Below are 21,521 nucleotides of genomic sequence, written 5' to 3' on the forward strand. Positions count from 1 at the left end.
AGGATTCTTGCGGCCCCCGTGTTCGGCTGGACGGCTGTGGTCCGGTCACCGGGATGTCTTCTCAACCGGCGGTCGGCGTCAGCTTGCGGACGGTGCCGAAGAGGTCGGTGCTGTACAACGCCTGTGGGTCCCAGCCGGTGCCCGCGCCGAAGCGCACCGAGGTGCTGCCGAACATCCCCGAGGCCAGAATGCACGCGGCGTGCCGGTCGGGGTCGATGCGGACGATGTCGCCACCGTCCATCGCCAGGTAGATGAGGCCGTCCGGCCCGACCGTGAGGTCGTCGGGGAATCCGAACAGCCCGAACAGCCCGAGGTTGACGGTGCGGATGTGGCTGGGGTCGTCGATGTCCACGATGGCGAGGGTGCTCACGGGATGCAGGTCCATCGACGCGACGACGGCGTTGTGCGCGGCGTCGTATGCCAGGCCGTTGGCCATGGTCACCGAGGGCGCGAGCCGGGTTTCGCGGGTGCCGTCGGCGCTGATCCTGGTCAGCCCGGTGGTCCAGCCGATGTTGCGGGAGACGACGAACGAACCGTCGGGCAACCGGACCATCCCGTTGGGCATCGTGAGTCTGGTGGCGATCGTCGTCAGCGCGCCGGTGCCGAGGTCCACGCGCGCGATGGTGCCGTCCTTGCTGCCGAAGACCCCGGAGAGAAAGTTGTTTCCGGTGGTGAAGTAGGCCGCACCGTCGGCGACGGTGATGCTGCCCGGCGCAGCGACATTGGGTACGAAGGTGCTGCCCTTGCCGTCGGGCGTGAGGCGGTACAACTGCCCGGAAGTGCCGACGGTGCGTGAGACCAGCATGGTGCCCGAACCGTCGAACCCGAGGTTCTCCAGCGAACCGAGTCCACTCGCGACGGTGGTGGCCCGCCACGGGCAGCGGGTAATTGCCACGGCGGCAGCGGGTGTCGGCGGGACACCGACGGCGGCCAGCAACGCCAGCGCCACCGTCGCTGCCAGGCGGGCCACGGCGCCGCGTCGCGGGCGTCGCACAGCACGGATCATCGTCTACCCCCAGCTCCGAGTACGAGGTCGTACTCGCACGTCAGGGGACAGTACGATAACGTACTGTCATGCGCAACACGGAGGATGACGACGCCCGTCAGCGATTCGTGGACGCCCTCGCCACGTTGATTGCCGAACGCGGGTACGCCGCGACGTCCGTCGTCGACATCGTGCGGGTGGCCCAGGCCTCCAAGACCACCTTCTACCTGTATTTCGCGAACAAGCAGGAGTGCTACCTGGCGTTGCTGGCCTCGGTGACCGACGATCTGGTCGCCGACATCCGGCAGTCCGTCGACTCAGATGCGCACTGGCACAATCAGATTCGCCAGATGTTCACGGCGTACATCGCGCATCTCACTGCGCGCCCGGCGATTTCGCTGAGCTGGATTCGCGACCTGCCCGCGCTGGGCGCGGCCGCCCGTCCGATTCAGCGGCGCAATTTCGCCGAACTCGCCGCGCTGCTGGGCGAACTCGCATCCAACCCGGGATTTCAGCGTGCCGGTCTGCCGCCGATCACCAAGCCCAAAGCCGTGATGCTGCTGGCCGGTGTGCGCGAGCTGGCCGCCCAGACCGCCGAGGACGACCTGGACATCGAAAGCGTCATCGGCCCGGCTACCGATATCGCGATCAGTATCCTTGCGGCGCGGTGACCGCAACCGGCGTCGCGGGCTCGGCCGCCGGTGACGGGCGTCGCCGGACCACCTCGAAGGAGACGAGGATGACGGCCAGGGTGACGCCACTCATCAGGAACTGGGATCGGGTGTCGGGCAGGAACGCCATCGCCAGGATGACCGTCGCCATGAGGGCGATGGTGGCGTAGCTCAGCCACGGGAACAGCCACATCTTCAGCTTCAGCGTGCCCGGCGCCAACCTCTCGATCCGGCGCCGCAGGACAACCTGCGATATCGCGATGATCAGGTAGACGAACAGTGCGACGGCGCCGTAGGAGTTGATCAGGAAGTTGAACACCACGTCGCCCCACACGTAGGTCGCGGCAACCGAGGCGTAGCCGACCGCGGTGCCCAGCAGGATCGCGCGGCGCGGGACGCCGCTGGGGGACAGCTTGGTGAAGAACCGGGGCGCGTCGCCAGAGGTGGTGAGCGCGAACAGCATTCGTGAGGTCGTGTACAGCGCCGAATTGAGGCAGGACAGCACCGCGGTCAGCACGATGAAGTTCATGATCGTGGCGACGCCCGGGATGCCCAGCACGGTGAGCACCGAGGCATAGGGGCTGATGCTCACGCTCTTGGTGTTCCACGGCTGAATGGCCACCACCACGAGGATCGATCCGACGTAGAACCCGATAATGCGGAACACGATCGACTTCATCGCGCGCGTCACCGCGCGCTCGGGCTCGTCGGATTCCGCTGCGGCGATGGTGACGATCTCGGCGCCCGTGTAGAACGCGACGCAGGGCACCACGGCCGCCAGCACCGCGCCCCAGCCCAGCGGCGCGAAGCCGCCGTTGTCGATCAGGTTGGCCAGGCCGGGTGTGGAGTGTGGCCAGAGGCCCGTGAGCCACAGTGCGCCCATGCCCAGGAACACCACGATGGCAATGACTTTCACCGAGGAGAACCAATACTCGAACTCGCCGAACGAGCGTGCCGACACCAGATTGCTCGCGGTCAGGGCCAGCATCAGGCCGAGGCTGAGCAACCACAGCGGCACCGCGGGCAGCCACAGATGCAGGATGCGGCCGCCCGCAACGGCTTCGACGGCGACAACGATGACGAAGAAGTACCAGTACATCCAGCCCGTGACGAAACCGCCACGGCGGCCCAGCGCCTGCCGGGCGTAGACATAGAACGAGCCGACCACGGGTTGCGCCACTGCCATCTCGGCGAGCATCCGCATGATCAGCAGCGTGATGATGCCGGCGATCAGGAACGACACGATGGCCGCGGGTCCGGCACTGCCGATCACGACGCCGCTGCCGACGAACAGCCCGGCGCCGATCACCCCGCCGAGAGCGATCAGGTTCAAATGCCTGCGCCGCAGGCCTTTCGCGAGTTGCGCATCACTGGCCTTGAGCTCCGAACTCACCACCGCCGCGACGATGCCGCAGTTCTGCGCACCGGCCCAGGGTTGCGGTCAGCGTGCGTTAATCACGCATCAACCGCGGACCGGCACCGCGAGGGCCCAGCCCAGCACGCCGGTGGCCGCGGTGTTGGCCAGCGCGCGGATCATGTTCCAGCGCACCCACGACGACTCGAACTGCTGGCGGAGCCCGGCGAGATCGGCGGCACTGGTCGAGCCGGCCGCCGTGGCGAGTTTGTCGTTCAGCGGCACATTGATCACCGACGTGATGGCGAGGCTGACGATGTTGAGGGCCAAGCCGACACCGATCCAGATCAGCACCGGGCGGGCGCCGGGTTTGAGGAAGAAGGCCCCGGCCAAGGCGGTGAAGCCGACCGATCCCAGGAAGGTCAGCAGGAACGGCGGATTGACGATGACGACGTTGATCTTGTTCATGACGTCGATGAAGGTCCGGTCGTCGAACGCGCCGAGCGCGGGCATCACCGACACCGCGTAGGCGTAGTAGAGGCCGGCGAGAAGTCCGGAGGACAACAGAGCGACGATGAGCGCCGTCGTGCCGAGCGGCTGGGGGAGCTTGGTGAAGAACATGAGCTGACCGTATTGACTCCAGATTGGACGCTCCATCGTCAAAAGCCTCACTTCCATACGCGAGCGTCTACGCTTTTCCCGTGGATGCCCTGGCCGGGTTGTTGGAGGGGCCACGTGCGCGTGGCGCGTTTCTGATGCGGTCGTTGCTCGACCCGCCGTGGTCGCTGCGCGTGCAGGACCAGGCGCCGCTCACCGTCGTCGTGGTGGCCCGCGGGTCGGCGACCGTCCTCCCGGATGGTGCCACCGGCCGGCAACTCGAGGCGGGCGACATCGCGATCTGCCGCGGGCCCGACTGCTATACCGTCGCCGACGACGCCGCCACCGCACCCGAAGTCGTTGTGCACCCGGGGCAGGTCACCACGACCATCGACGGCGAACCCCTGTGTGAGGCACTGAGTCTGGGGATCCGCAGCTGGGGCACCCGGCCCGACGCGGAGACCTTGTTGATCACCGGCGCCTACGAAGAGGTGGGTGCGGTGTGCCGGCGGCTGCTCACCGCGCTGCCGCCGCTGGTGGTGGTCCGGCGGGGCGAGGTCAACAGCATGCTGGTCGATCTGCTGCTCGATGAGATGTCGCGCGACGAGCCGGCCCAGGGCGCGGTACTCGACCGCATGCTCGACCTGCTCACCATTGCCGCGTTGCGCAGCTGGTTCTCCCGTGACGACGCGCCGGCCTGGTACCGCGCCTATCGAGATCCTCAGGTGGGCACGGCACTTCGGCTCATCGAGAACAATCCGGCACATCCCTGGACCGTCGGGTCACTGGCCGCCGAGGTGGGGCTGTCCCGGGCGGCACTGGCGCGGCGATTCACCCAACTCGTCGGCGAGCCACCGATGGCACTGCTGACCGAGATTCGGCTGGCGCTGGCCGTCGACCTGCTGCGCGGGTCCGATGCCACCATCGAGGCCGTCGCGGGCCGCGTGGGCTACGGCACCGCCTTCGCGCTGAGCACCGCGATCAAGCGCCGCTACGGCATGAGCCCCAAGGCGATTCGCGCCGCGTCCCCCTAGCGGGTCTTGGCGAACCGGCGGTGCCGCCACACGTACCGCGGAATGCCGCGCAGGGGGACACCCTTGGGCCAGCCGTCGGGCCGGAAGTAGGCGTCGGTGCCGCCGTCGACGAAAATGACGCTGCCGCACAGGAAGTCGGCCGAGTCGGACAGCATGAAGGTGATCCAGTTGGCCAGGTGCACGGGATCGCCGAAGCTGCCGGTCGGGATCGGGAAGGCACGCACGGCCTTGCCCTCGCGCGGCGAATCGAGCTGCGCCTGCAGCAGCGGGGTCATGATGGCCCCTGGCGCCAGGACATTCAGCCGGATGCCACGGCCGGCCCAGTCGGCCGTCACCGCGGTCCGCCGGACCCAGCGGGCCACCGCGATCTTGGACGCGGCGTACATCAGCGCGGAGGCGCCGCCGCCGAAGAACCGCACGGCGCGGGCCGCGCGGTCGGCGTCGCCGGCCAACAGCGCCTTGATGGCGCGGCGGGGGACCGCCGGGACCGTCGTGCTGGAGTTGCTGCCCAGCGCAACGACTTTCGCATCACCGGCGGCGGCGAGTGCCGGGCGCCAGGCGGTCAGGAGCTCAACCGTGCCCAGGTAGTTGATCTGAGCGATCAAGCGGGCACGGTCGGCGCCGGCACCGGGGCCGATCCCCGCGGCCAGCACGGCACCGTGGAGCTTGCCCTCGGCCAACTCCAGCACCCGGGTGGCGGCGGTGCGCCGGCCGTTGGCGGTCGACAGGTCCGCGATGACGTCGGCGTCCTTGAGGTCGACGCCGATGACCGTATGGCCCTGCGCGCGTAGCTGTTCCGCCGCCTGGTATCCCATGCCGGATGCCGAACCGGTCACAGCGTAGGTGCCGATGATGAACTCCTCGATTGGTTGGGGAATCGCCGTCTAGTCGGCGAGCAACTTGGTCACGGCGTCGGCCACGTCACGGCGGGCACGGTGCGCGATGTCGAGCACCGGCATGGTCAGGAAGCCGTGGATGGCGCCGTAGTACAGCTCGGCCACCGGAACGTCGGCCTCGCGCAGTCCTTCGGCGTAGGCCAGGGCCTCGTCCCGCATCGGGTCGTAGCCGGTCACCACGAGCACGGCCGGGGCGACGCCCTCGACGGAGGCGGACAGTGGTGCTGCATAAGGGTTTTCGCGGTCTGTGGTGTTGGGGACGTACTGGTCCCAATACCACTGCATGGCTGCGGTGGTGTTGTAGTAGCCGGTGCGGAACTCGTGGTACGAGCCGTAGGTGAAATCGGCGGTCAGCACCGGGTAGAGCAGTACCTGCGCGGCCAGCGGGGCACCGCCGCGGTCGCGCGTCATCAGGGCGGTGACGGCGGCGAGGTTGCCGCCGGCGCTGTCGCCGCCGACGATGAGCTTGGCCGGGTCGCCGCCGAGTTCGGCGGCGTGGGCGGCGGCCCACTGCGTCACCGCATAGACGTCTTCGGCTGCCGCGGGCCACTGATGCTCGGGCGCGAGCCGATAGTCGACCGAAACCACCACAGCGGGAATCGAATTCGCGAAACTGCGGCAGAGTCCGTCGTGCGAGTCCAGATCGCAGAAGACGAAGCCGCCGCCGTGCGCGAACACGAAGATCGGGAGGGGACCATCGGACGCGGGCCGGTAGATCCGCACTCCGATGCCGTCGACCTCCGTATTGGTGACGGAGCCGACCGCTTCGGGTTCGGCAGGTGCGACGAACCGCGCGCGGATGGCGGCGCGCGCTTGCGCGCCGGTCATGTTCGGCAGGTCGGGGAAGCCGCCGCCCAGTGCCTCGAGGAGGCCGGCGATCTGTGGGTCGAGACTCACGCGTACTGCAGCGCCGGGCCCATGCGCAGCGGCCGCATCGGCTGCAGCGTCGGTGCCACGCGGGAATCCTCGGCGTTGCGCCAGATGCCCATGGCGGTCATGCGCACCGGGGCGGTCAGCTGTTCGAAGGCCATGCGGTTCATTGGACCACACACCGAGACGGCGGCGACGGCCTCACCCTGGCGGCCGATCGGCGCTGCGACGCAACCGAATCCGGGCACCGACTCTTCGCGCTCGAAGGCGACGCCGTGGGCGCGGACCTTGGCCAGCTCGGTCGCGAGCTGGGCACGGTTGGCGATCGAGTACTTGGTCTTGCGGCTCATGAGGTCGACTTCGGCGTCCTGGTTGTAGGCCAGGATGGCCTTGCCGACGGCGGTACAGTGCGCCGGCTGGCGGCCACCCACGCGCGACGGCAGCACGGTCATCATGCCGTTGCCCACCTTCTCCAGGTAGACGACGTCGCCGCCGTCGAGCACGGCGAGGTGCACGACGAGGCCGGTGGCGCGGTGCAGTTCGTGCAGCAGCGGGCCGGCGGCACGGTGCATGCGGTCCTGATGCACGGCCAGCGAGCCGAGCTCCACGAGACGCATCCCCAGTTCGTAGTCGCGGCCGTTGCGGCGCAGCCAGCGCAGCTGCACCAGGCGCTCCAGCATCCGGTGAGCGGAGGACCGGGGCAGCCCCGTGCGGCGCACGATCTGCGCCAGGGTCAGGCGCCCGGGGCCGTCGAACGCGTCCAGCACCAGCGATACCCGGTCGATGACCGCGCTGGGGGTGGTGGATTCGACTGCTGCTGTCATGTCGGCCTCCAAGCTCCGTTGCTCCGTGTCGATATTCCTATTAGGAATATGCCTGTTTGTATCACACGGCGGTGCGACTTGTCACACATTTCGCGGGAGCGCGGGAGAATATATGCACGACGAGGCGCCCCGAGCCGGGCTGGCAAGGGGCGCCTCGTGTGTCAATTCTGCAGCTCATGGCCCAAACCTGGGACACGGCTGTGGGGGTTGCGGGTCGGCGACACGCGCACTGGCGACACGCCGGACGGGATCAGCTCTGTGCCGCGGACCTCCCGGCACGGCGCCCGTAGTAGCTGCCGTCGCCCAGGGACACGCCGCTGGCATAACCCCAGGCAGCGAGCCCTGCCGCCGTCCGGCCGGCCGCGAACAGGCCGGGGATCGGCTCGCCGCCGACGTGCAGGACGCGGCCGTCCAGCGTGGTCAGCAGGCCGCCGAGAGTGAAGCCGCCCGTGCTGTTGCGGAGGTCGATCGCACCCACCGGAGATCCGATCGGACGCAGCCACTGCGGCTTCTTGTGCAGCAGCGGGTCCGCACCGTTCGCGGCGTGCTCGTTGTAATAGGCGACGGTGTGCTGCAGGACGCCTGCGGGCAAGCCGATCTCCGCTTCGAGCTCGGCCACCGTCTCGCACACCCAGGTGGCCGGGCGGCGCAGGAACGGCGTCGCCGAGGTCGCGGCCATGGCTTCCTCCTGAGCATCGCCGTCGATGATCAGGTAGGCGGTGTTGTCCTGGTAGTACAGCGTCTGCTGACCGATGCGTCCGGCATAGGTGTCCTCGGCGATGTAGCGCTGGCCGTAGCCGTTGACCAGAATGCCCCGGACGAGCTGCTGCGGGTCGCAGAAGAACGCCACCTCGGTGGCATCCATGTGTGCCAGGTCGGCGCCGAGCGCCTGCGCCATCCGGATCGCCCGGCCGTCATGCTGCTCGATGCTCGCCGCCGGACGCCCCGCGATGCGGGGCGCGTACTGCGCGACCATCGCGTCGCTGTAGGCGAAGCTGCCCGAGGCCAGCACCACGCCGCGGCGGGCCTTGATCGCCACGGCGTCGCTGTACCGGCGCGCGACGATGCCGACCACCCGGCCGTCGGCCTCGGTGACGAGAGACTGCACCTCGGTGTCGTAGATCGACCGGGCGCCCTGCGCGGTGGCGGTCTCCACGAGCGGCTTCATCAACATGTAGCCACCGCTGCGCTCGCCGGCGACTTTGTCGGTCATCTGCGGCACGTGACCGCGCGGCGCGGGAGTGGCAATCGTGTTGTACGGGAACGAATTTTCGCCGCCCGTGAACATCAGGCCCTCGTCGCTCGGCGGCTCCCAGCCCGGTTCGCCCCAGAACACCGGCTTGAACGGCACGCCGCAGCTGACCAGCCAGTCGTAGTGGGCGACACTGCCGGTGCAATAGTCGTCGATCCGTGCCGCGTCAGCGCCGGGACCCATGGCCACCTTCAGGAAGGCGGCCATGTTCTCCACGGAATCGTCGAAGCCACAGGCCTTTTGGAGGTCGGTGCCACCGCCGAGGTAGATGAACCCACCGGCCATGGCGGCGGCACCGCCCCAGCCGCCGGTGCGCTCGACGACCAGGACGTCCGCGCCGGCCGCCGAGGCCTCCACCGCGGCGGCCGCACCGGCGATGCCGTAGCCGACGATGACGACGTCGGCCTCGTCATCCCAGGTGGTGATCGACGACGCCGGGACCGGTGACAGGGCGGCGCTCATGGCAGCATCGCCCGCGGCGGAACGCCCATCCACTCATGGCCCCAGTAGCTGTCGGCGGTGATCTCCTCTGCGGTGTAATACCGTTCGTCGACCTTCATGCCCTCGGTACCGAACTCGATGTCCCAGTCGCCGGGCGACCGCACGTAGAACGACACCATCTTGTCGTTGGTGTGGCGGCCCAGTGTGGACGACAGCTGGAACCCATCCCGGTTCACGCGGTCGAGCGCCTGCCCGACGGCGTCCAGCGTGTCGACCTCGACCATGAGATGGATCAGTTTCGGATCGCGCAGCGTCGCGGCCGGGCAGATGGCCAGGCTGTGGTGCCGCTCGTTGATGCCCAGGAACTGCACCCGCAACGGGCCGAACTCCGGGGGAGCCGGCACCCGGAAGGCGCCGCGGGGCAGGAAGCCCAGCACATCGGTGTAGAAGGTGAACAGCCCCTTGGCATCCTGCGCGGGCAGCACCACGTGGCCCAGGCCCAGACCCTCGGTGACGAAGCGGGCACCGAACGGTGTCACGACGGGACTGTGGTCCAGTACCGCGCCGTGGAACACCTCGACGTCGTTGCCTGCCGGGTCGGCGAACGCGATGACCTCGTCGACGCGACGCGCGTCGGCCTCCTCGAGGGACAGCTGCTTCCACGGCACACCGGCGCCGTCCAGGGTGGCCTGCACCCGGCGCAGCGCGGCGCCGTCGCGGACCTCCCAGCCGACGGTGACGATGCGGTCGGCGTCGCCCGGCACCACGATGATGCGCGCGGTGCGCTCGTCCATCCGCAGGTACAGCGCGTCGGGGTCGGGGCCGCTGCCCTTTGCGAAACCCAGTACGTCGAAGGCGAATTGGCGCCAGCGTTCGATATCGGCGGTCTGGACCTTCACATAGCCCAGGCTCTTCAAATCGGTCACGTCAGATCATGCCCCGCAGCGGGCCCTGCGGATCGACGCCGAGGCTGCTCAGCGCCGATGCGTGGAACGTGGTGCCGGGAACATGGATGGCGTGCGCCTGGCCGACGTGTGCGTCGCGCCAGTACCGCTGCAGGGGCTTGTCCATGCGGGTGGCATTGCCGCCGCACCGGGCGAAGATCTCGTCGACCGCGGACACCGCCCGCCACACCGACCGGATCTGGGTGCGCCGGCCGGCGGCACGGTCCTCGAACGACACTTCTCTACCGGCCTCGACCATGTCGTAGATGCGGTCGACGTTGGCCAGCAGTTCCTGGCGCGCGGCGTTGATGTCTGCGGCGGCCTCGCCGATGGCGTACATGACGTACGGGTCGTCCTTGATGGCCACGCCGCTGGAGTTGACGCGCTCGCGCTGGTAGTCGAGAGCAGCCGCCAGGGCGCCTTCGGCGATGCCGATGACGGCCGAGGAGATGCCCAGCGGGAACATGGTCGACCACGGCATCAGGTACAGCGGCGAGGTCATGCCGGCCTCGATCTGGGCCCGGCCGTCCATCACCTTGGTGGCGTCCATGGTGCGGTAGGTGGGCACGAAGGCGTCCTTGACGATGACGTCCTTGGAGCCGGTGCCGCGCAGGCCCACGACGTTCCAGGAGTCCTGGACGATCTCGTAGTCGCTGCGGGGGAGGATCATGTGCAGCATCTGGGGCGGCATGAGGGGCTTGCCCTCGGCGTCACCGAGCATGGCGCCCAGGAAGATCCACTCGCAGTGGTCGGTGCCCGAGCTGAACTGCCAACGGCCGTTGAAGATGTAGCCACCGTCGACGGGCCGCGCCACGCCCTGCGGTGCGTAGGGCGACGCGACCCAGGTGTCGGTGTCGGATCCCCAGATCTCGGCGGCGACCTTCGGGTCGGCGTAGGCCAGCTGGTAGGGGTGCACACCGACGACGCCGTTGATCCAGCCGGCGGCGGGGTCCAGGGCGGCGGTCGCCATCACGGTCTCCGCGAACTCGCGCGGATGCACCTCCAGGCCGTCGTATTCCTTGGGCTGCAGCAGCTTGATGTTGCCGGCGGCCTTCATCAGCTTCACGGTCTCGTCGGGCAGCTGGCCCAACTTCTCTGCCTCCCAGGCCTGTTCGCGAAGCTGGTCGGCGATGTCACCGAGTTTGTCGATAACCCGCTGGGTCATGGTCTTTTCCTAACTCCTGTGATGGGCTAACTAATGGTTTACCGCACCCGCGGTACACCGGGAGGCTGTTCCCGGTCAGCGGACGAAATTCCTTGAGCGACGTGGATCTGGTTGTCCCATCGCGTTCCTGGCTTGCCGCGGGAGGGACCTAAGGCTCTCGTCGCCGGACCGATGGGCTCTACCTTCTCGCCCGGAATCGGCGAATCGTCGAGCCCGAAGGTTGACGACCAGACTGAGCCGAGGCAGCGCGATGTACGGATGGACATGCCGTTGGAAGCAGGCGATCGGACCGGCCGTGTCCGTCGCCGCCGCACTGGTGCTCGCCTGCGCCGTGCCGGCGGGGTTGGCAACGCCGGTCGCGGAGCCGCCGGGTTGCTGGGGTCCCCACGGGGTGGATCCGGACTGCCTGGGACCCGGCCCGTATGGACACGGCGAGTGGGGACCGGACTCGGGAACGGTCGCACCGGGCGCCATGATCGTGCCCGGCGGCCCGGCGGAATCCGACCTGACTGTGCCCTGAATATCGGGTCGTCCGTTCACCGGGACGCCTCATACTGGGGCTTCGCGAGGACGGCTAACTTCGCACTATGAGCAGCGCAGAACAGGTTGACGTCGTAGTAGTCGGTGCCGGGTTCGCCGGTCTTTACGCACTGCACAAACTGCGGTCGGAAGGCCATTCGGTCGTGGTGTTCGAAGCAGCCTCGGATGTTGGCGGCACGTGGTTCTACAACCGGTACCCCGGTGCGCGGTGCGACGTCGAGAGCATCGACTACTGCTACTCGTTCGACAAGGACCTGCAGCAGGAGTGGACCTGGACCGAGAAGTACGCCACGCAGGCCGAAATCCTCACGTACATCAACCATGTCGCCGACCGGTTCGACCTGCGCCGCGACATCCGGCTCGATACCCGCGTGGTGTCTGCGACCCTCGATGAGGAGACGCTGCGCTGGACGGTCACCACCGACGCCGGTCAGACGGTGGACGCGCAGTTCTGCGTCATGGCCACCGGCGCGCTGTCCGATCCGCTGCTGCCGAACATTCCTGGCGTCGAGACCTTCGCCGGCGAGACCTACCACACCGCGAACTGGCCGCACGAGGGCGTCGACTTCACCGGCAAGCGCGTCGGCCTCATCGGCACCGGTTCGTCGGGCATCCAGAGCACGCCGATCGTGGCCGCGCAGGCCTCCGAACTCGTTGTCTTCCAACGCACTCCGAACTTCTCGGTGCCGGCCGGCAACGAGCCGCTGACAGCCGAGCGCGAAGCGGAGGTCAAGGCGAACTACGACGAACGGCGTGAGTTGTCGTGGCGCAGCGGCGGCGGCTCTCCGCACCTGGCGCACCCCAAGCTGACCATGGAACTATCCGAGGAAGAGCGCCGCGCCGAGTTCGAAAAGCGTTGGCAGTTGGGCGGTGTGCTGTTCAGCAAGACCTTCCTCGACCAGATGGTGGACCCAGTGGCCAACGCCGAGGCCAAGAAGTTCTACGAAGAAAAGGTGCGCGCGGTCATCGACGACCCGGCTGTCGCGGACATGCTGATCCCCAACGACCACCCGATCGGCGCCAAGCGAATCTGCACCGACACCAACTACTTCCAGACGTTCAACCAGCCGCACGTGAAGCTGGTCAGCGTCAAGAAGACACCGATCGAGAAGATCGACGCCACCGGCATCACCACCACCGAGGCCCGGTTCGACCTGGACGCCATCATCTTCGCCACCGGGTTCGACGCGCTCACCGGCGCGCTGGGACGCATCGACATCACCGGCCGCGGTGGTGAGAAGCTCAAACAGAACTGGGTCGACGGACCGCGCAGCTACCTGGGCCTGGGCGTCGACGGCTTCCCGAACATGTTCCTGGTCAACGGACCCGGCGCGCCGGCGGTGCTGGCCAACATGGTGCTGCACGCCGAAGCGCACGTGAACTGGATCGCCGACGCGATCGAGTACGTGGGCAAGCATGGTTACGCGGCCATCGAGGCCACCACCGATGCGGTCGACGCCTGGGGTGCCGAACTGGTGCGCCGTGCCGACCAGACGCTGTTCCCCAAGGCGAACTCCTGGTACATGGGCGCGAACGTGCCCGGCAAGCCAAGGGTTTTCATGTTGTTCATCGGCGGCTTCGCCGCTTACAACGACATCTGCGCCGAGGTGGCGGCCGCCGGGTACAAGGGATTCGAACTGACCAAGGCCGGCTGATGTCCGGGCTGCTGAACAAGGTCGTGCTCGTCACCGGTGCCGCCCGCGGTACCGGCCGGGTCCACTGCGAGCGGTTCGCCGACGAGGGTGCCGACGTCATCGCTCTCGATGTCGCCAGTGCCGCAGCGGATTTGGCCGATGTCGCCGCCGCGGTGAAGCAGCGCGGCCAGCGCTGCTACACCGGTGTGGCCGATGTGTCGTCGTTCGACGAGGTGCAGGCCGCGGTCGACGAGGGGGTCTGGGAGTTCGGCCGGTTGGACGTCGTGGTCGCCAATGCCGGTATCCACTCGGCGTCGGCGCCCGCCTGGGAGGTGAGCGCCGAAGACTGGCAGCGCGTCATCGGGGTCAACCTCACCGGGGTGTGGCACACCGTCAAGGCCGGCGTTCCGCATTTCGGGCCGGGCGGGGGATCCGTGGTGATCATCAGTTCCACCAACGGTCTTCGCGGCACCGCGAACACCTCGGCGTACACCGCGACCAAGCATGCCGTGGTGGGTCTGGCCCGGACCCTGGCGAACGAGTTGGGGCCCAAGCGAATTCGGGTCAACACCGTGCACCCCGGCGCGGTCGGCACCCCGATGGTGCTGAACCCGGAGACCTTCAAGCGCATCCGGCCCGATCTGGAGAACCCGACCGCTGAGGACGTCGCGGAAGTTCTTGCCGCGCGCAACCTCCTGCCGGTGCCGTGGGTCGAGCCCGAGGACATCAGCAACGCGGTGGTGTTCCTGGCCTCCGACGAGGCCCGCTACATCACCGGCACCCAGTTGGTCGTCGACGCGGGGCTGACGCAGAAGGCGTGACGTGCCGGCGTCGGTCGACGAGTTCGGTGATCAGTTCTCCTCTGGGGTGGCGGTGGTGGTGAACTCCGCGGCCAAGGTGTCCAGCTGTACTGCGGTCCCGTGCTCACGCCATGCGGGTTGTTCCTGGCCGGGGAGATAGATCCCGTGCTCGGTCAGGACGATCAGGGTGTCGCTGCCCTCGTCGTGAAACTCGACGCTCGTGACCGAGACTGTCGACAGCTGCGCCCCGGTGTGCAGCGTTGACGTCGTGAGAATCCGTTCATTGGCGACGATCTCGGCGTACTGCGCCTGGTAGGTCAACGGTCGGCCCTGCGGGTCCGATCCCTTGACCGTCTCGAGTCCACCGACCACAAAGTCCTGCGAGTGCTCTGCTCCTCCGGCCATCCAGCGCTTGCGGGCCTGCGGATCTGCCCACGCCCGGAACACCCTCCCGACTGAAGCTGGGAAGCGCCGTTCCAGCGTGAACGTCGAATGCGTGACCGTCATGATCATCGTCCTTTCAGGTAGTCGTCGAGTTGATCAAGCTGCCTTTCCCATCGCGTGCGTTGCTCTCCGAGCCAGTGTTCGGCTGCGCGTAACGCCGTCGGTTCAACCCGGCAACTGCGCACCCGGCCGGCTTTCTCGGTAGCGATCACACCGGCGTCCTCCAGGACCTTCAGGTGCTGCATGACCGCGGGAAGGGACATCGCCAGCGGCTCCGCCAGGGCCTTGACCGATGCGGGCCGTTGCACGAGCCGTTCCACGATCACCCGGCGGGTCGGGTCGGACAGTGCATGAAAAACCTGGCCGAGTTCGTCGGGTCCCAAATGGTTAGGCACATACTTAACTATTCGCCGACGGGCGCCGACAGTCAAGGAATTGCTTAACTACTTGAGTCCGGCCGCGATCTCGAGTTCCACGAGCGCCGGCTCGATGGCGTCGGCCATGGCGTCGATGTCGTTGGCCATCTCGGGCGTGGTGACGAAGCCGAAATCGATCCGGTCCCGGTAGCTGAAGCAGGTGACGTTGAGTCCCACATCCATCACCAAGGGGCCCATCGGCATCATCTGTTCGAGGACCGCGCCGTCCATGTACAGCGGCACGGGCGGGCCTGGCACGTTGGACACGACGAGGTTCATCGGCTTGAGGGTGCCGCCGAGCTTACTTGCGGTGTAGGCCCGGGCGGCCAGGGCCACCAGGCCGGGCGGAGTGGTATCGGTCAGCCCCATGATCTGGTGCGCCGTAAGCGCTTTCGCCATTTCCTTGGCGCTCTGAGAGCTCGCGTAGATGGCCTTGATCCGCTCGGCGGGGTCGACGATGTCGGATGCCAGCGACACCGACATCGCGCTCACCTGGTTGCCGACCTGGTCGCTGGAGCTCTCGGTGCGTGTCGACACCGGGACCTGAGCGATGAGCGACTTGTCGGGCAGTTCGCCGCGGTCCTCCAGATATGTCCGCATGGCGCTCGAGACCAGTGCCAGCACCACGTCGTTCACCTTTACGCCGAACGCTTCCTTGACCGCTTTCACGCGCTCGAGGGACACGCCGGAATTGCTGACCCGGCGGTGCGGCGAGATTGGTCCGTTGAACCGCGTGGGTGGCGCGTCGAAATAGCCGGGCGGTTTGTTGGCGACGCCGAGCGCGGCGATCTGCTGGCGTACGGTCTGCTCGAGGAAACGCACGACACGGTAGGGCGTCTTGATGCCGATGTTGATCAGCCCGCCCAGGGCCTGCAGTTCGATCCCCGGGGCTTTGATGCCGACCAGTGACCCACTCGCTTCGGCCGCCGGCGGTCGCGGTGTCGGAGTGATGTCGAGCAGGATTTCCCCGAGTCCGGCTCCCGATACGCCGTCGATGATGGCGTGGTGCATCTTCATCAGCACCGCGACCCGGCCGCCCTCGACGCCCTCGATGAACCAGAGCTCCCACAGTGGCCTCGACCGGTCCAGCTTGTAGGACATCAGGCGCCCCACCAACTGGTCGAGTTCGCGGCGGCCGCCGGGTGCCGGGACCGCGATGTGACGGACATGGAAGTCGAGGTCGAGCTCCTCGTCCTCGACGAACCACGGCCGGTCGAGGCCGAGCGGCGCGCCGGTCACCCGCCAGCGCAATTGCGGCATCTCCGGCAGGCGGGCCGCGATGAGTGCCTTCACCGACTCGAAGCTGAAATCCGGTGCGTCGGTGGGGTCGTAGATCGACGATGCGGCGACATGCATATGCCAACTGTTGGTCTCTGCGAACCAGAAAGTGGCGTCGGCGCCGGACAAGCGATTCATGGGCCTGATCCTAGGGCGCGCGCACTGTGCCTTGCGTGAAATCGGCGGATTGGTACGAACTTCGGGGTGTGACGGTTGTCTCCGCGCGCTCAAGGCCGGCAATTATCTTGGCGCGCAACGTGACCCACCGCCTCGGCGGTCGATGGAGATGTTCCATCGCAGTCAATTGGTAAGCCGGACAATATATTCCGGGCTTGCAGAGGCAAGCGAAAGGCCGCGCACCGCACACCATCGGACCGGTGCGCGGTGCGCGGCCGCTCGCGGAGAAGATCAGCGCTGCAGGAAGCCCAGCACCGTGCTCTCGAACGCTTCCTTGGCCTCGATCATCGCCCAGTGTCCGCAGTTCGGGAACACGTGCAGCTCGGCGTTGGAGATGGTGCGCATCGGGATCAGCGCCATGTCCAGCGGGCTGACGCGGTCGTCGCGGCCCCACGTCAACAGTGTCGGTGCCTTGACCTTGTGCATCTGTGCCCACGGCTGTGGCGGTGCGTCGGCCGACCGCATGAACTTCATCATCATCTTGAAGGCGGCCTTGCCGTACATCCGGCGCGCCGATTCGAGTGTCTCGGGATCGGAGGCCAGCTTCATGCGTTCCTCGATCAGCTCTTCGGTGACGATCTTCTCGTCGTAGACCATCGAGTTGAGCCAGTCGATGAGCCGCTGCCGGGTCGGGTCCTCGGTGAACTCCTGCAGCAGTCGGATGCCCTCGGACGGGCCGGGGCTGAAGATGTTGGTGCCGATGCCGCCGATGGTGACCAGCTTGCCGATGCGGTCCGGGTTGTTGATGGCGAAGTTGATGCCGACACCGCCGCCCATCGAGTTGCCGACGATGTCCACCTTCTCGACGCCGAGCGCGTCGAGGAAGGGCACCACCGCGGACTGCGCGTCGATCATCGGGTGGCCACCGAAGTCGTCGCTCACACCGAAACCGGGGAACTCGAGGATCAGGCAGCGGAAGTGCGCCGCGAACGTCGGCAGAATGCCGCGGAAGTTCCGCCAGCCCGTCACGCCAGGGCCGGAACCGTGCAGAAACAGCACTACAGGCCCGGTTCCCTCGTCGTAATAACGCAGCGTTCCGCGCTCGGTCTGGACTTCCTTCAGCTCTGTCATGCGTTCCAAATTACGGTGCGGATGTCACGCGGTCGCGACCACCTCCCGTCCGGCGGGACGCGACGCGCCCGGGGTCACCCGGTTGTGCTGCGGGTGGCCTTTATCGTGTCCAGATGACCGTGCCGGAGTCTGCGCGTCCGCTGGCGGGTGTGCGCATCGTCGAAATCTCCAGTTTCGTCGCCGTGCCCCTGGCGGGGATGACGCTGACGCAGCTCGGCGCCGAGGTCATCAGGATCGATCCGGTCGGCGGCGCCGCGGACTATCACCGCTGGCCGGTCACCGACGACGGCGAGAGCATCTACTGGGCGGGCCTGAACAAGGGCAAGCGATCGGTCGCGGTGGACATGCGCGCACCGGAAGGTCAGGACCTGGTGACGCGGCTGATCGTCGACGCCGGGGTCTTCATCACCAATGTGGCAGGCCGGCAATGGCATTCGTACGAGACCCTGTCCGCGCTGCGGCCCGACCTGATCCACGCCGAGGTGTCCGGCCGGGCCGACGGTGGCACGGCCGTGGACTACACCGTCAACGCGGGACTGGGCTTTCCGTTGGTGACCGGGCCCGCCGAGCTGCAGACGCCGGTGAATCACGTGCTGGCCGCCTGGGATGTGTCGTGCGGCCTCTACCTGGCGTTGGCGGTGACGGCGGCGCTGCGGCACCGCGACGGCAGCGGCCAGGGCCAGCAGGTCAGCATCCCGTTGGAGAACGTGGCCCTGGCCACCGCCGGGAATCTCAGCTTCCTGACCGAGGTGATGGTCAACGGGGTCGGCCGTGAACGTATCGGCAATTCGATCTTCGGGCAGTACGGGCAGCAGTTCGTCAGTGCCGACGGGCGGCGTTCATGATCGTCGCGCTGACCGGCCGGCACTTCCGGGACCTTCTCGAGGTCACGGGTACGGCGAAAGCTGTTGCGGCGCTGTCTGAATCGCTGGGAGTCGACTTCGCCGATGAAGGGCAGCGGTACCTGCACCGCGACGCGCTCACCGGCCTGTTCACCGGGTGGTTCTGCGCGCACACCGCCGAACAGATCACGGCGGCGCTGGGTGCGACGTCGATCCTGTGGGAACGCTACCGCGACTTCAGCGAGGTGGTTGCGAGCCCCAAAGTGACCGCGAACCCACTGTTCACCGAACTCGACCAGCCGCGCATCGGCCGCCACCTGGCGCCGGGACTGCCGCTGCGGATCGATGGTGAGTATCCGCCGCCGCGGCCGGCGCCGGCACTCGGCGACGACACCGCCGCAGTGCTGACCGAACGGCTGGGTCTCACCGCCGACGACGTCGCCCGATTGACGGAAGCGGGGACCGTGGCGTGAGCGTGCTGCCTGATCTGTTGGCGGTGTCTCCCGGTGCCGGGCCCGATGCCTGGGTGGGCGAGGCCGGGGGACCGGACGGCAAGCGGGCCTTTGGCGGGCTGCTGATGGCGCAGAGTTTGTCCGCCGCGTGCCAGACCGTGAATCCGGACATGCGCCCGACCGCGATGCACCTGCAGTACCTGCGCGGCGGTGAGGCCGGCGCGGCCACGGACTACGCGGTGGCCCGGGTGTACGACGGGCGGACCGCGGCGGCGCGGCGGGTCGAGGCCTTTCAGGCCGGGCGGCTGCTGACCGTCGCGACGGTGTCCTTCTCGATGGACCTGGCCGGTCCCGAGCACGACGAATCCCGTTCGCTGCCAGAGGATCCCGAGCTGCTGCCATTGACCGGCCCGCCGGGGCCCGCGCCTGCGGTGCCGCTCGACGAGATCGACATCCGGATCGTCGACGACCGGTCGTCGGGCGAGTTCGTGCGACGCATGTGGTGGCGCGCCACCGTGCCGATGCCACCGGAACAGTTGCCGCACATGATGATTGCCTGCTACATCACCGACCTTTACGGGATCGACCCGGCGCTGCAGGTGCACGGACATTCCATGCAGGGGCGCACCCACCGCAGCGGTACGACCGATTTCTCGATCTGGTTCCACCACCCGATCCGGGCCGATCAGTGGAATCTGCTGGAATCACGGTCGCCCGCGGCGGGACGGGGACGTGGCGTGATCACCGGGAGTCTGGTCGGGGCCGACGGGACCCGGGTCGCGACGCTGGTGCAGGAAGGTCTGATCGCGGACCGGTAGTACCGTCGTCCGCAGGCTGGTGACAAACCCCTGAAGGAGAACGATGAACGGCGCACAGGCACTGATCCGCACACTGGTCGACGCCGGCGTCGACGTCTGCTTCGGTAACCCCGGAACCAGCGAGATGCACTTCGTCGCGGCATTGGACTCGGTGCCCGAGATGCGTGGTGTGCTCTGCCTTTTCGAAGGTGTGGTCACCGGCGCCGCCGACGGCTATGCCCGCATGGCCGACAAGCCGGCGGCCACGCTGCTGCATCTGGGCCCCGGCCTGGGCAACGGCATCGCCAACCTGCACAACGCCCGGCGGGCCTATTCTCCGATGGTCAATGTCGTCGGTGACCACGCGCTGGGCCACAAGAAGTACGACGCGCCACTGGAATCCGACATCGACGCGATGGCGGGCACGGTGTCGGGCTGGGTGCGTCGGTGCGAGAAACTGGCCGACATCGCCACCGACGCGGTGGCCGCGATCGAGGCCGCACAGCAAGGGCAGGTGGCCACCCTGATCCTCCCGGCCGACGTCTCGTGGACCGAGGGCGCTGAGCCGGCGGTCGGGGAGCCGGCCGCGAGGGCCGCGTCGTTCGACTACCGCGCCGGCGTCGACCCGGACGAACACCAGCTGCTCGACGCCGGTGCCGACGTCTTCGGCCCCGGCACCGTCATGCTGCTGGGTAGTGCGGCGTGCCGAGAACGCGGTCTTCGCGCCGCCGGCCGCATTGCAACGGCCACCGGGACCAAAGTGCTGATCGAGACCTTCCCGGCCCGGCTCGAACGCGGCGCCGGCCTGCCCAACTTCGAGCGGCTGGCGTATCTGGCCGAAGCCGCTCAGTTCCAGCTGACCGGCGCCGAGCACCTGGTGCTGGCCGGTGCCCGGTCGCCGGTGTCGTTCTTCGCCTACCCGGGCAAGGCGAGCGATCTGGTGCCGGGCGGCTGTCAGGTGCACACCGTCGGCGGCGACGTCGTCGCGCGCCTCGAAGAACTGGCCGACGCGGTGGCGCCGGGTACGGCGCCGGCGCTGACGGAGCTGAAAGTGCCGGAGCTGCCGGCAGATTCGGTGCTGACGACGCAGAACTGGGTCGACGTGGTGGCCGCGACGTTACCCGATGACGCCATCATCGTGGACGAGTCCAACACCAGCGGGTTCCTCCTGCCGCAGGCGACGATGAGCGCGCCGCGGCACGACCTGTTGACCCTGACCGGCGGGGCCATCGGCTTCGGGCTGCCGAGTGCGGTGGGTGCCGCGGTGGCGCGTCCGGACCGCCCGGTGCTGTGCCTGCAGGCCGATGGCAGTGCGATGTACACGATTTCGGCGCTGTGGACCATGGCGCACGAGCAGCTCGACGTGGTGACGGTGCTCCTCAACAACGCCGCGTATGCGATCCTGCGCATGGAGCTGCAGCGCGTCGGGGCCGAGGCCAGCGGTCCGAAAGCCGCCGCGATGCTTGATCTCTCGGGCCCGACGACGGATTTCGCGGCGCTGGCGGCGGCCATGGGCGTGCCCTCGGCCAAGGCGACGACCACGGCGGAGCTGGCCGAGCTGCTTCGCGTCGGCTATGCCACACCGGGGCCGTACCTCATCGACGCCGCGGTGCCCGCGCTGGTGTAGCGGCCGGGAAAAAAATTCGGGGCCCCTCGGTGAGGGGCCCCGAATCCTGCTGACGCTCAGCGGCTCTGATGCACGCTGTTGTCGACCTGCGGCGCCTCAGCGCGCGGGTGGATGTCGTTGACCCAGTCGTGGTGGGAGTAGTCCGCCGATGCCGGCGCGGCCAAACCCAGGACGGCTGCTGCCAGTCCGTTCGCCACCAGTGCGGCGATTCCGAGCTTCTTCATTGTCCCCAACTCCTTATAACCGAAGCTTTGATGCTCGGTTCAACGGGACGAGCGCCCGGGGTATTTCTGCAGCTGGGGCGTTGGCAGCAATTGATCGTTCCTCGGCAGTAATCAGTCGGTAACACGGCCCTGTGGATGAATCGCGCACTGTGCACAACTGCCTTCCGGGCGCTGTATCCCGGGGTC

21 protein-coding genes and 1 pseudogene are annotated in these 21,521 nt (G+C 67.8%); 8 read left to right on the forward strand and 14 right to left on the reverse strand.

The genetic code is table 11. From position 1 onward, the window contains the following. Positions 1–61 precede the first annotated feature (61 nt). Positions 62–994, reverse strand: a complete 933-nt coding sequence (locus ACJEIK_RS11970) for an SMP-30/gluconolactonase/LRE family protein (protein WP_267325635.1) — start codon at positions 992–994, stop codon at positions 62–64. An 80-nt stretch (positions 995–1,074) separates the two neighbouring features. Between ACJEIK_RS11970 and ACJEIK_RS11975 the strand changes: the two genes are divergently transcribed. After that, positions 1,075–1,656, forward strand: a complete 582-nt coding sequence (locus tag ACJEIK_RS11975) for a TetR/AcrR family transcriptional regulator (protein ID WP_061004230.1) — start codon at positions 1,075–1,077, stop codon at positions 1,654–1,656. Here the strand turns inward: ACJEIK_RS11975 and ACJEIK_RS11980 are convergent. Both ACJEIK_RS11980 and ACJEIK_RS11985 read right to left on the reverse strand, forming a co-directional pair. Beyond that, complete coding sequence (locus tag ACJEIK_RS11980; protein WP_064859409.1) at positions 1,634–3,049, reverse strand: amino acid permease; 1,416 nt, start codon at positions 3,047–3,049, stop codon at positions 1,634–1,636. The genes ACJEIK_RS11975 and ACJEIK_RS11980 overlap by 23 nt on opposite strands. Positions 3,050–3,118: 69 nt before the next feature. Then, positions 3,119–3,631 (reverse strand): DUF1772 domain-containing protein, encoded by a 513-nt coding sequence (locus tag ACJEIK_RS11985; protein WP_267325634.1) that lies wholly within the window; start codon positions 3,629–3,631, stop codon positions 3,119–3,121. An 80-nt stretch (positions 3,632–3,711) separates the two neighbouring features. Here ACJEIK_RS11985 and ACJEIK_RS11990 point away from each other — a divergent pair, with 80 nt between their 5' ends. After that, complete coding sequence (locus ACJEIK_RS11990; protein ID WP_409431516.1) at positions 3,712–4,641, forward strand: cupin domain-containing protein; 930 nt, start codon at positions 3,712–3,714, stop codon at positions 4,639–4,641. On the opposite strand, the gene ACJEIK_RS11995 is transcribed toward ACJEIK_RS11990, so the two are convergent. The 6 genes from ACJEIK_RS11995 to ACJEIK_RS12020 all read right to left on the reverse strand — a co-directional run bounded on the left by ACJEIK_RS11995 (position 4,638) and on the right by ACJEIK_RS12020 (position 11,033). Then, on the reverse strand, positions 4,638–5,456 hold the full coding sequence (locus ACJEIK_RS11995; protein WP_064859408.1) for an SDR family oxidoreductase: 819 nt from the start codon (positions 5,454–5,456) through the stop codon (positions 4,638–4,640). The genes ACJEIK_RS11990 and ACJEIK_RS11995 overlap by 4 nt on opposite strands. A 69-nt stretch (positions 5,457–5,525) precedes the next feature. Further along, complete coding sequence (locus ACJEIK_RS12000) at positions 5,526–6,434, reverse strand: alpha/beta hydrolase (protein ID WP_064859401.1); 909 nt, start codon at positions 6,432–6,434, stop codon at positions 5,526–5,528. Continuing rightward, positions 6,431–7,231, reverse strand: coding sequence for an IclR family transcriptional regulator (locus ACJEIK_RS12005; RefSeq protein WP_020103748.1), 801 nt, complete (start codon positions 7,229–7,231; stop codon positions 6,431–6,433). The genes ACJEIK_RS12000 and ACJEIK_RS12005 overlap by 4 nt, the downstream gene beginning before the upstream one ends. 250 nt (positions 7,232–7,481) lie before the next feature. Then, entirely contained in the window at positions 7,482–8,945 is a 1,464-nt protein-coding gene (locus ACJEIK_RS12010) for an FAD-dependent oxidoreductase (RefSeq protein ID WP_064859407.1), read from the reverse strand. Further along, a complete protein-coding gene (bphC, locus tag ACJEIK_RS12015; protein ID WP_064859400.1) occupies positions 8,942–9,850 on the reverse strand; it encodes a biphenyl-2,3-diol 1,2-dioxygenase in 909 nt (302 codons plus the stop codon). The genes ACJEIK_RS12010 and bphC overlap by 4 nt, the downstream gene beginning before the upstream one ends. Before the next feature lies 1 nt (position 9,851). After that, positions 9,852–11,033 (reverse strand): acyl-CoA dehydrogenase family protein, encoded by a 1,182-nt coding sequence (locus ACJEIK_RS12020; RefSeq protein WP_061004238.1) that lies wholly within the window; start codon positions 11,031–11,033, stop codon positions 9,852–9,854. Positions 11,034–11,328: 295 nt separating this feature from the next. Here ACJEIK_RS12020 and ACJEIK_RS12025 point away from each other — a divergent pair, with 295 nt between their 5' ends. From ACJEIK_RS12025 to ACJEIK_RS12035, 3 genes are all read left to right on the forward strand, one after another. Then, positions 11,329–11,553 (forward strand): hypothetical protein, encoded by a 225-nt coding sequence (locus ACJEIK_RS12025; RefSeq protein ID WP_409431517.1) that lies wholly within the window; start codon positions 11,329–11,331, stop codon positions 11,551–11,553. 67 nt (positions 11,554–11,620) lie between these two features. Beyond that, complete coding sequence (locus ACJEIK_RS12030) at positions 11,621–13,228, forward strand: flavin-containing monooxygenase (protein WP_409431518.1); 1,608 nt, start codon at positions 11,621–11,623, stop codon at positions 13,226–13,228. Beyond that, entirely contained in the window at positions 13,228–14,028 is an 801-nt protein-coding gene (locus ACJEIK_RS12035; RefSeq protein ID WP_409431519.1) for a mycofactocin-coupled SDR family oxidoreductase, read from the forward strand. The genes ACJEIK_RS12030 and ACJEIK_RS12035 overlap by 1 nt, the downstream gene beginning before the upstream one ends. Positions 14,029–14,058: 30 nt before the next feature. Here ACJEIK_RS12035 and ACJEIK_RS12040 read toward each other — a convergent pair whose 3' ends face one another. The 4 genes from ACJEIK_RS12040 to ACJEIK_RS12055 all read right to left on the reverse strand — a co-directional run bounded on the left by ACJEIK_RS12040 (position 14,059) and on the right by ACJEIK_RS12055 (position 17,393). Next, a complete protein-coding gene (locus tag ACJEIK_RS12040) occupies positions 14,059–14,514 on the reverse strand; it encodes an SRPBCC family protein (RefSeq protein ID WP_409431520.1) in 456 nt (151 codons plus the stop codon). Between the two features lie 2 nt (positions 14,515–14,516). After that, on the reverse strand, positions 14,517–14,846 hold the full coding sequence (locus tag ACJEIK_RS12045; protein WP_064859399.1) for an ArsR/SmtB family transcription factor: 330 nt from the start codon (positions 14,844–14,846) through the stop codon (positions 14,517–14,519). A 48-nt stretch (positions 14,847–14,894) separates the two neighbouring features. After that, the gene (locus ACJEIK_RS12050; protein WP_061004248.1) at positions 14,895–16,283 is read right to left on the reverse strand and encodes a wax ester/triacylglycerol synthase family O-acyltransferase; all 1,389 of its coding nucleotides are present in this window, start codon (positions 16,281–16,283) and stop codon (positions 14,895–14,897) included. Positions 16,284–16,553: 270 nt separating this feature from the next. Continuing rightward, positions 16,554–17,393, reverse strand: coding sequence for an alpha/beta fold hydrolase (locus ACJEIK_RS12055; RefSeq protein WP_061004250.1), 840 nt, complete (start codon positions 17,391–17,393; stop codon positions 16,554–16,556). Positions 17,394–17,506: 113 nt separating this feature from the next. On the opposite strand from ACJEIK_RS12055, the pseudogene ACJEIK_RS12060 reads away from it, so the two are divergent. The 3 genes and pseudogenes from ACJEIK_RS12060 to ACJEIK_RS12070 all read left to right on the forward strand — a co-directional run bounded on the left by ACJEIK_RS12060 (position 17,507) and on the right by ACJEIK_RS12070 (position 21,111). Continuing rightward, positions 17,507–18,708: pseudogene (locus ACJEIK_RS12060) on the forward strand (CoA transferase). After that, positions 18,705–19,505, forward strand: a complete 801-nt coding sequence (locus ACJEIK_RS12065) for an acyl-CoA thioesterase (RefSeq protein WP_409431521.1) — start codon at positions 18,705–18,707, stop codon at positions 19,503–19,505. Before ACJEIK_RS12060 ends, ACJEIK_RS12065 begins: the two are co-directional and overlap by 4 nt. 43 nt (positions 19,506–19,548) lie before the next feature. Further along, positions 19,549–21,111: an acetolactate synthase large subunit gene (locus ACJEIK_RS12070; protein ID WP_409431522.1), complete on the forward strand. Its 1,563-nt coding sequence runs from the start codon at positions 19,549–19,551 to the stop codon at positions 21,109–21,111. Between the two features lie 56 nt (positions 21,112–21,167). On the opposite strand, the gene ACJEIK_RS12075 is transcribed toward ACJEIK_RS12070, so the two are convergent. Further along, positions 21,168–21,335 carry a hypothetical protein gene (locus ACJEIK_RS12075; protein ID WP_165605545.1) on the reverse strand — a complete coding sequence of 56 codons (168 nt, stop codon included), beginning with the start codon at positions 21,333–21,335 and terminating at the stop codon, positions 21,168–21,170. Positions 21,336–21,521 lie beyond the last annotated feature (186 nt).

The sequence above is a fragment of the Mycobacterium sp. SMC-16 genome, assembly GCF_046250085.1.
Taxonomy (GTDB): Bacteria; Actinomycetota; Actinomycetes; order Mycobacteriales; family Mycobacteriaceae; genus Mycobacterium; species Mycobacterium phocaicum.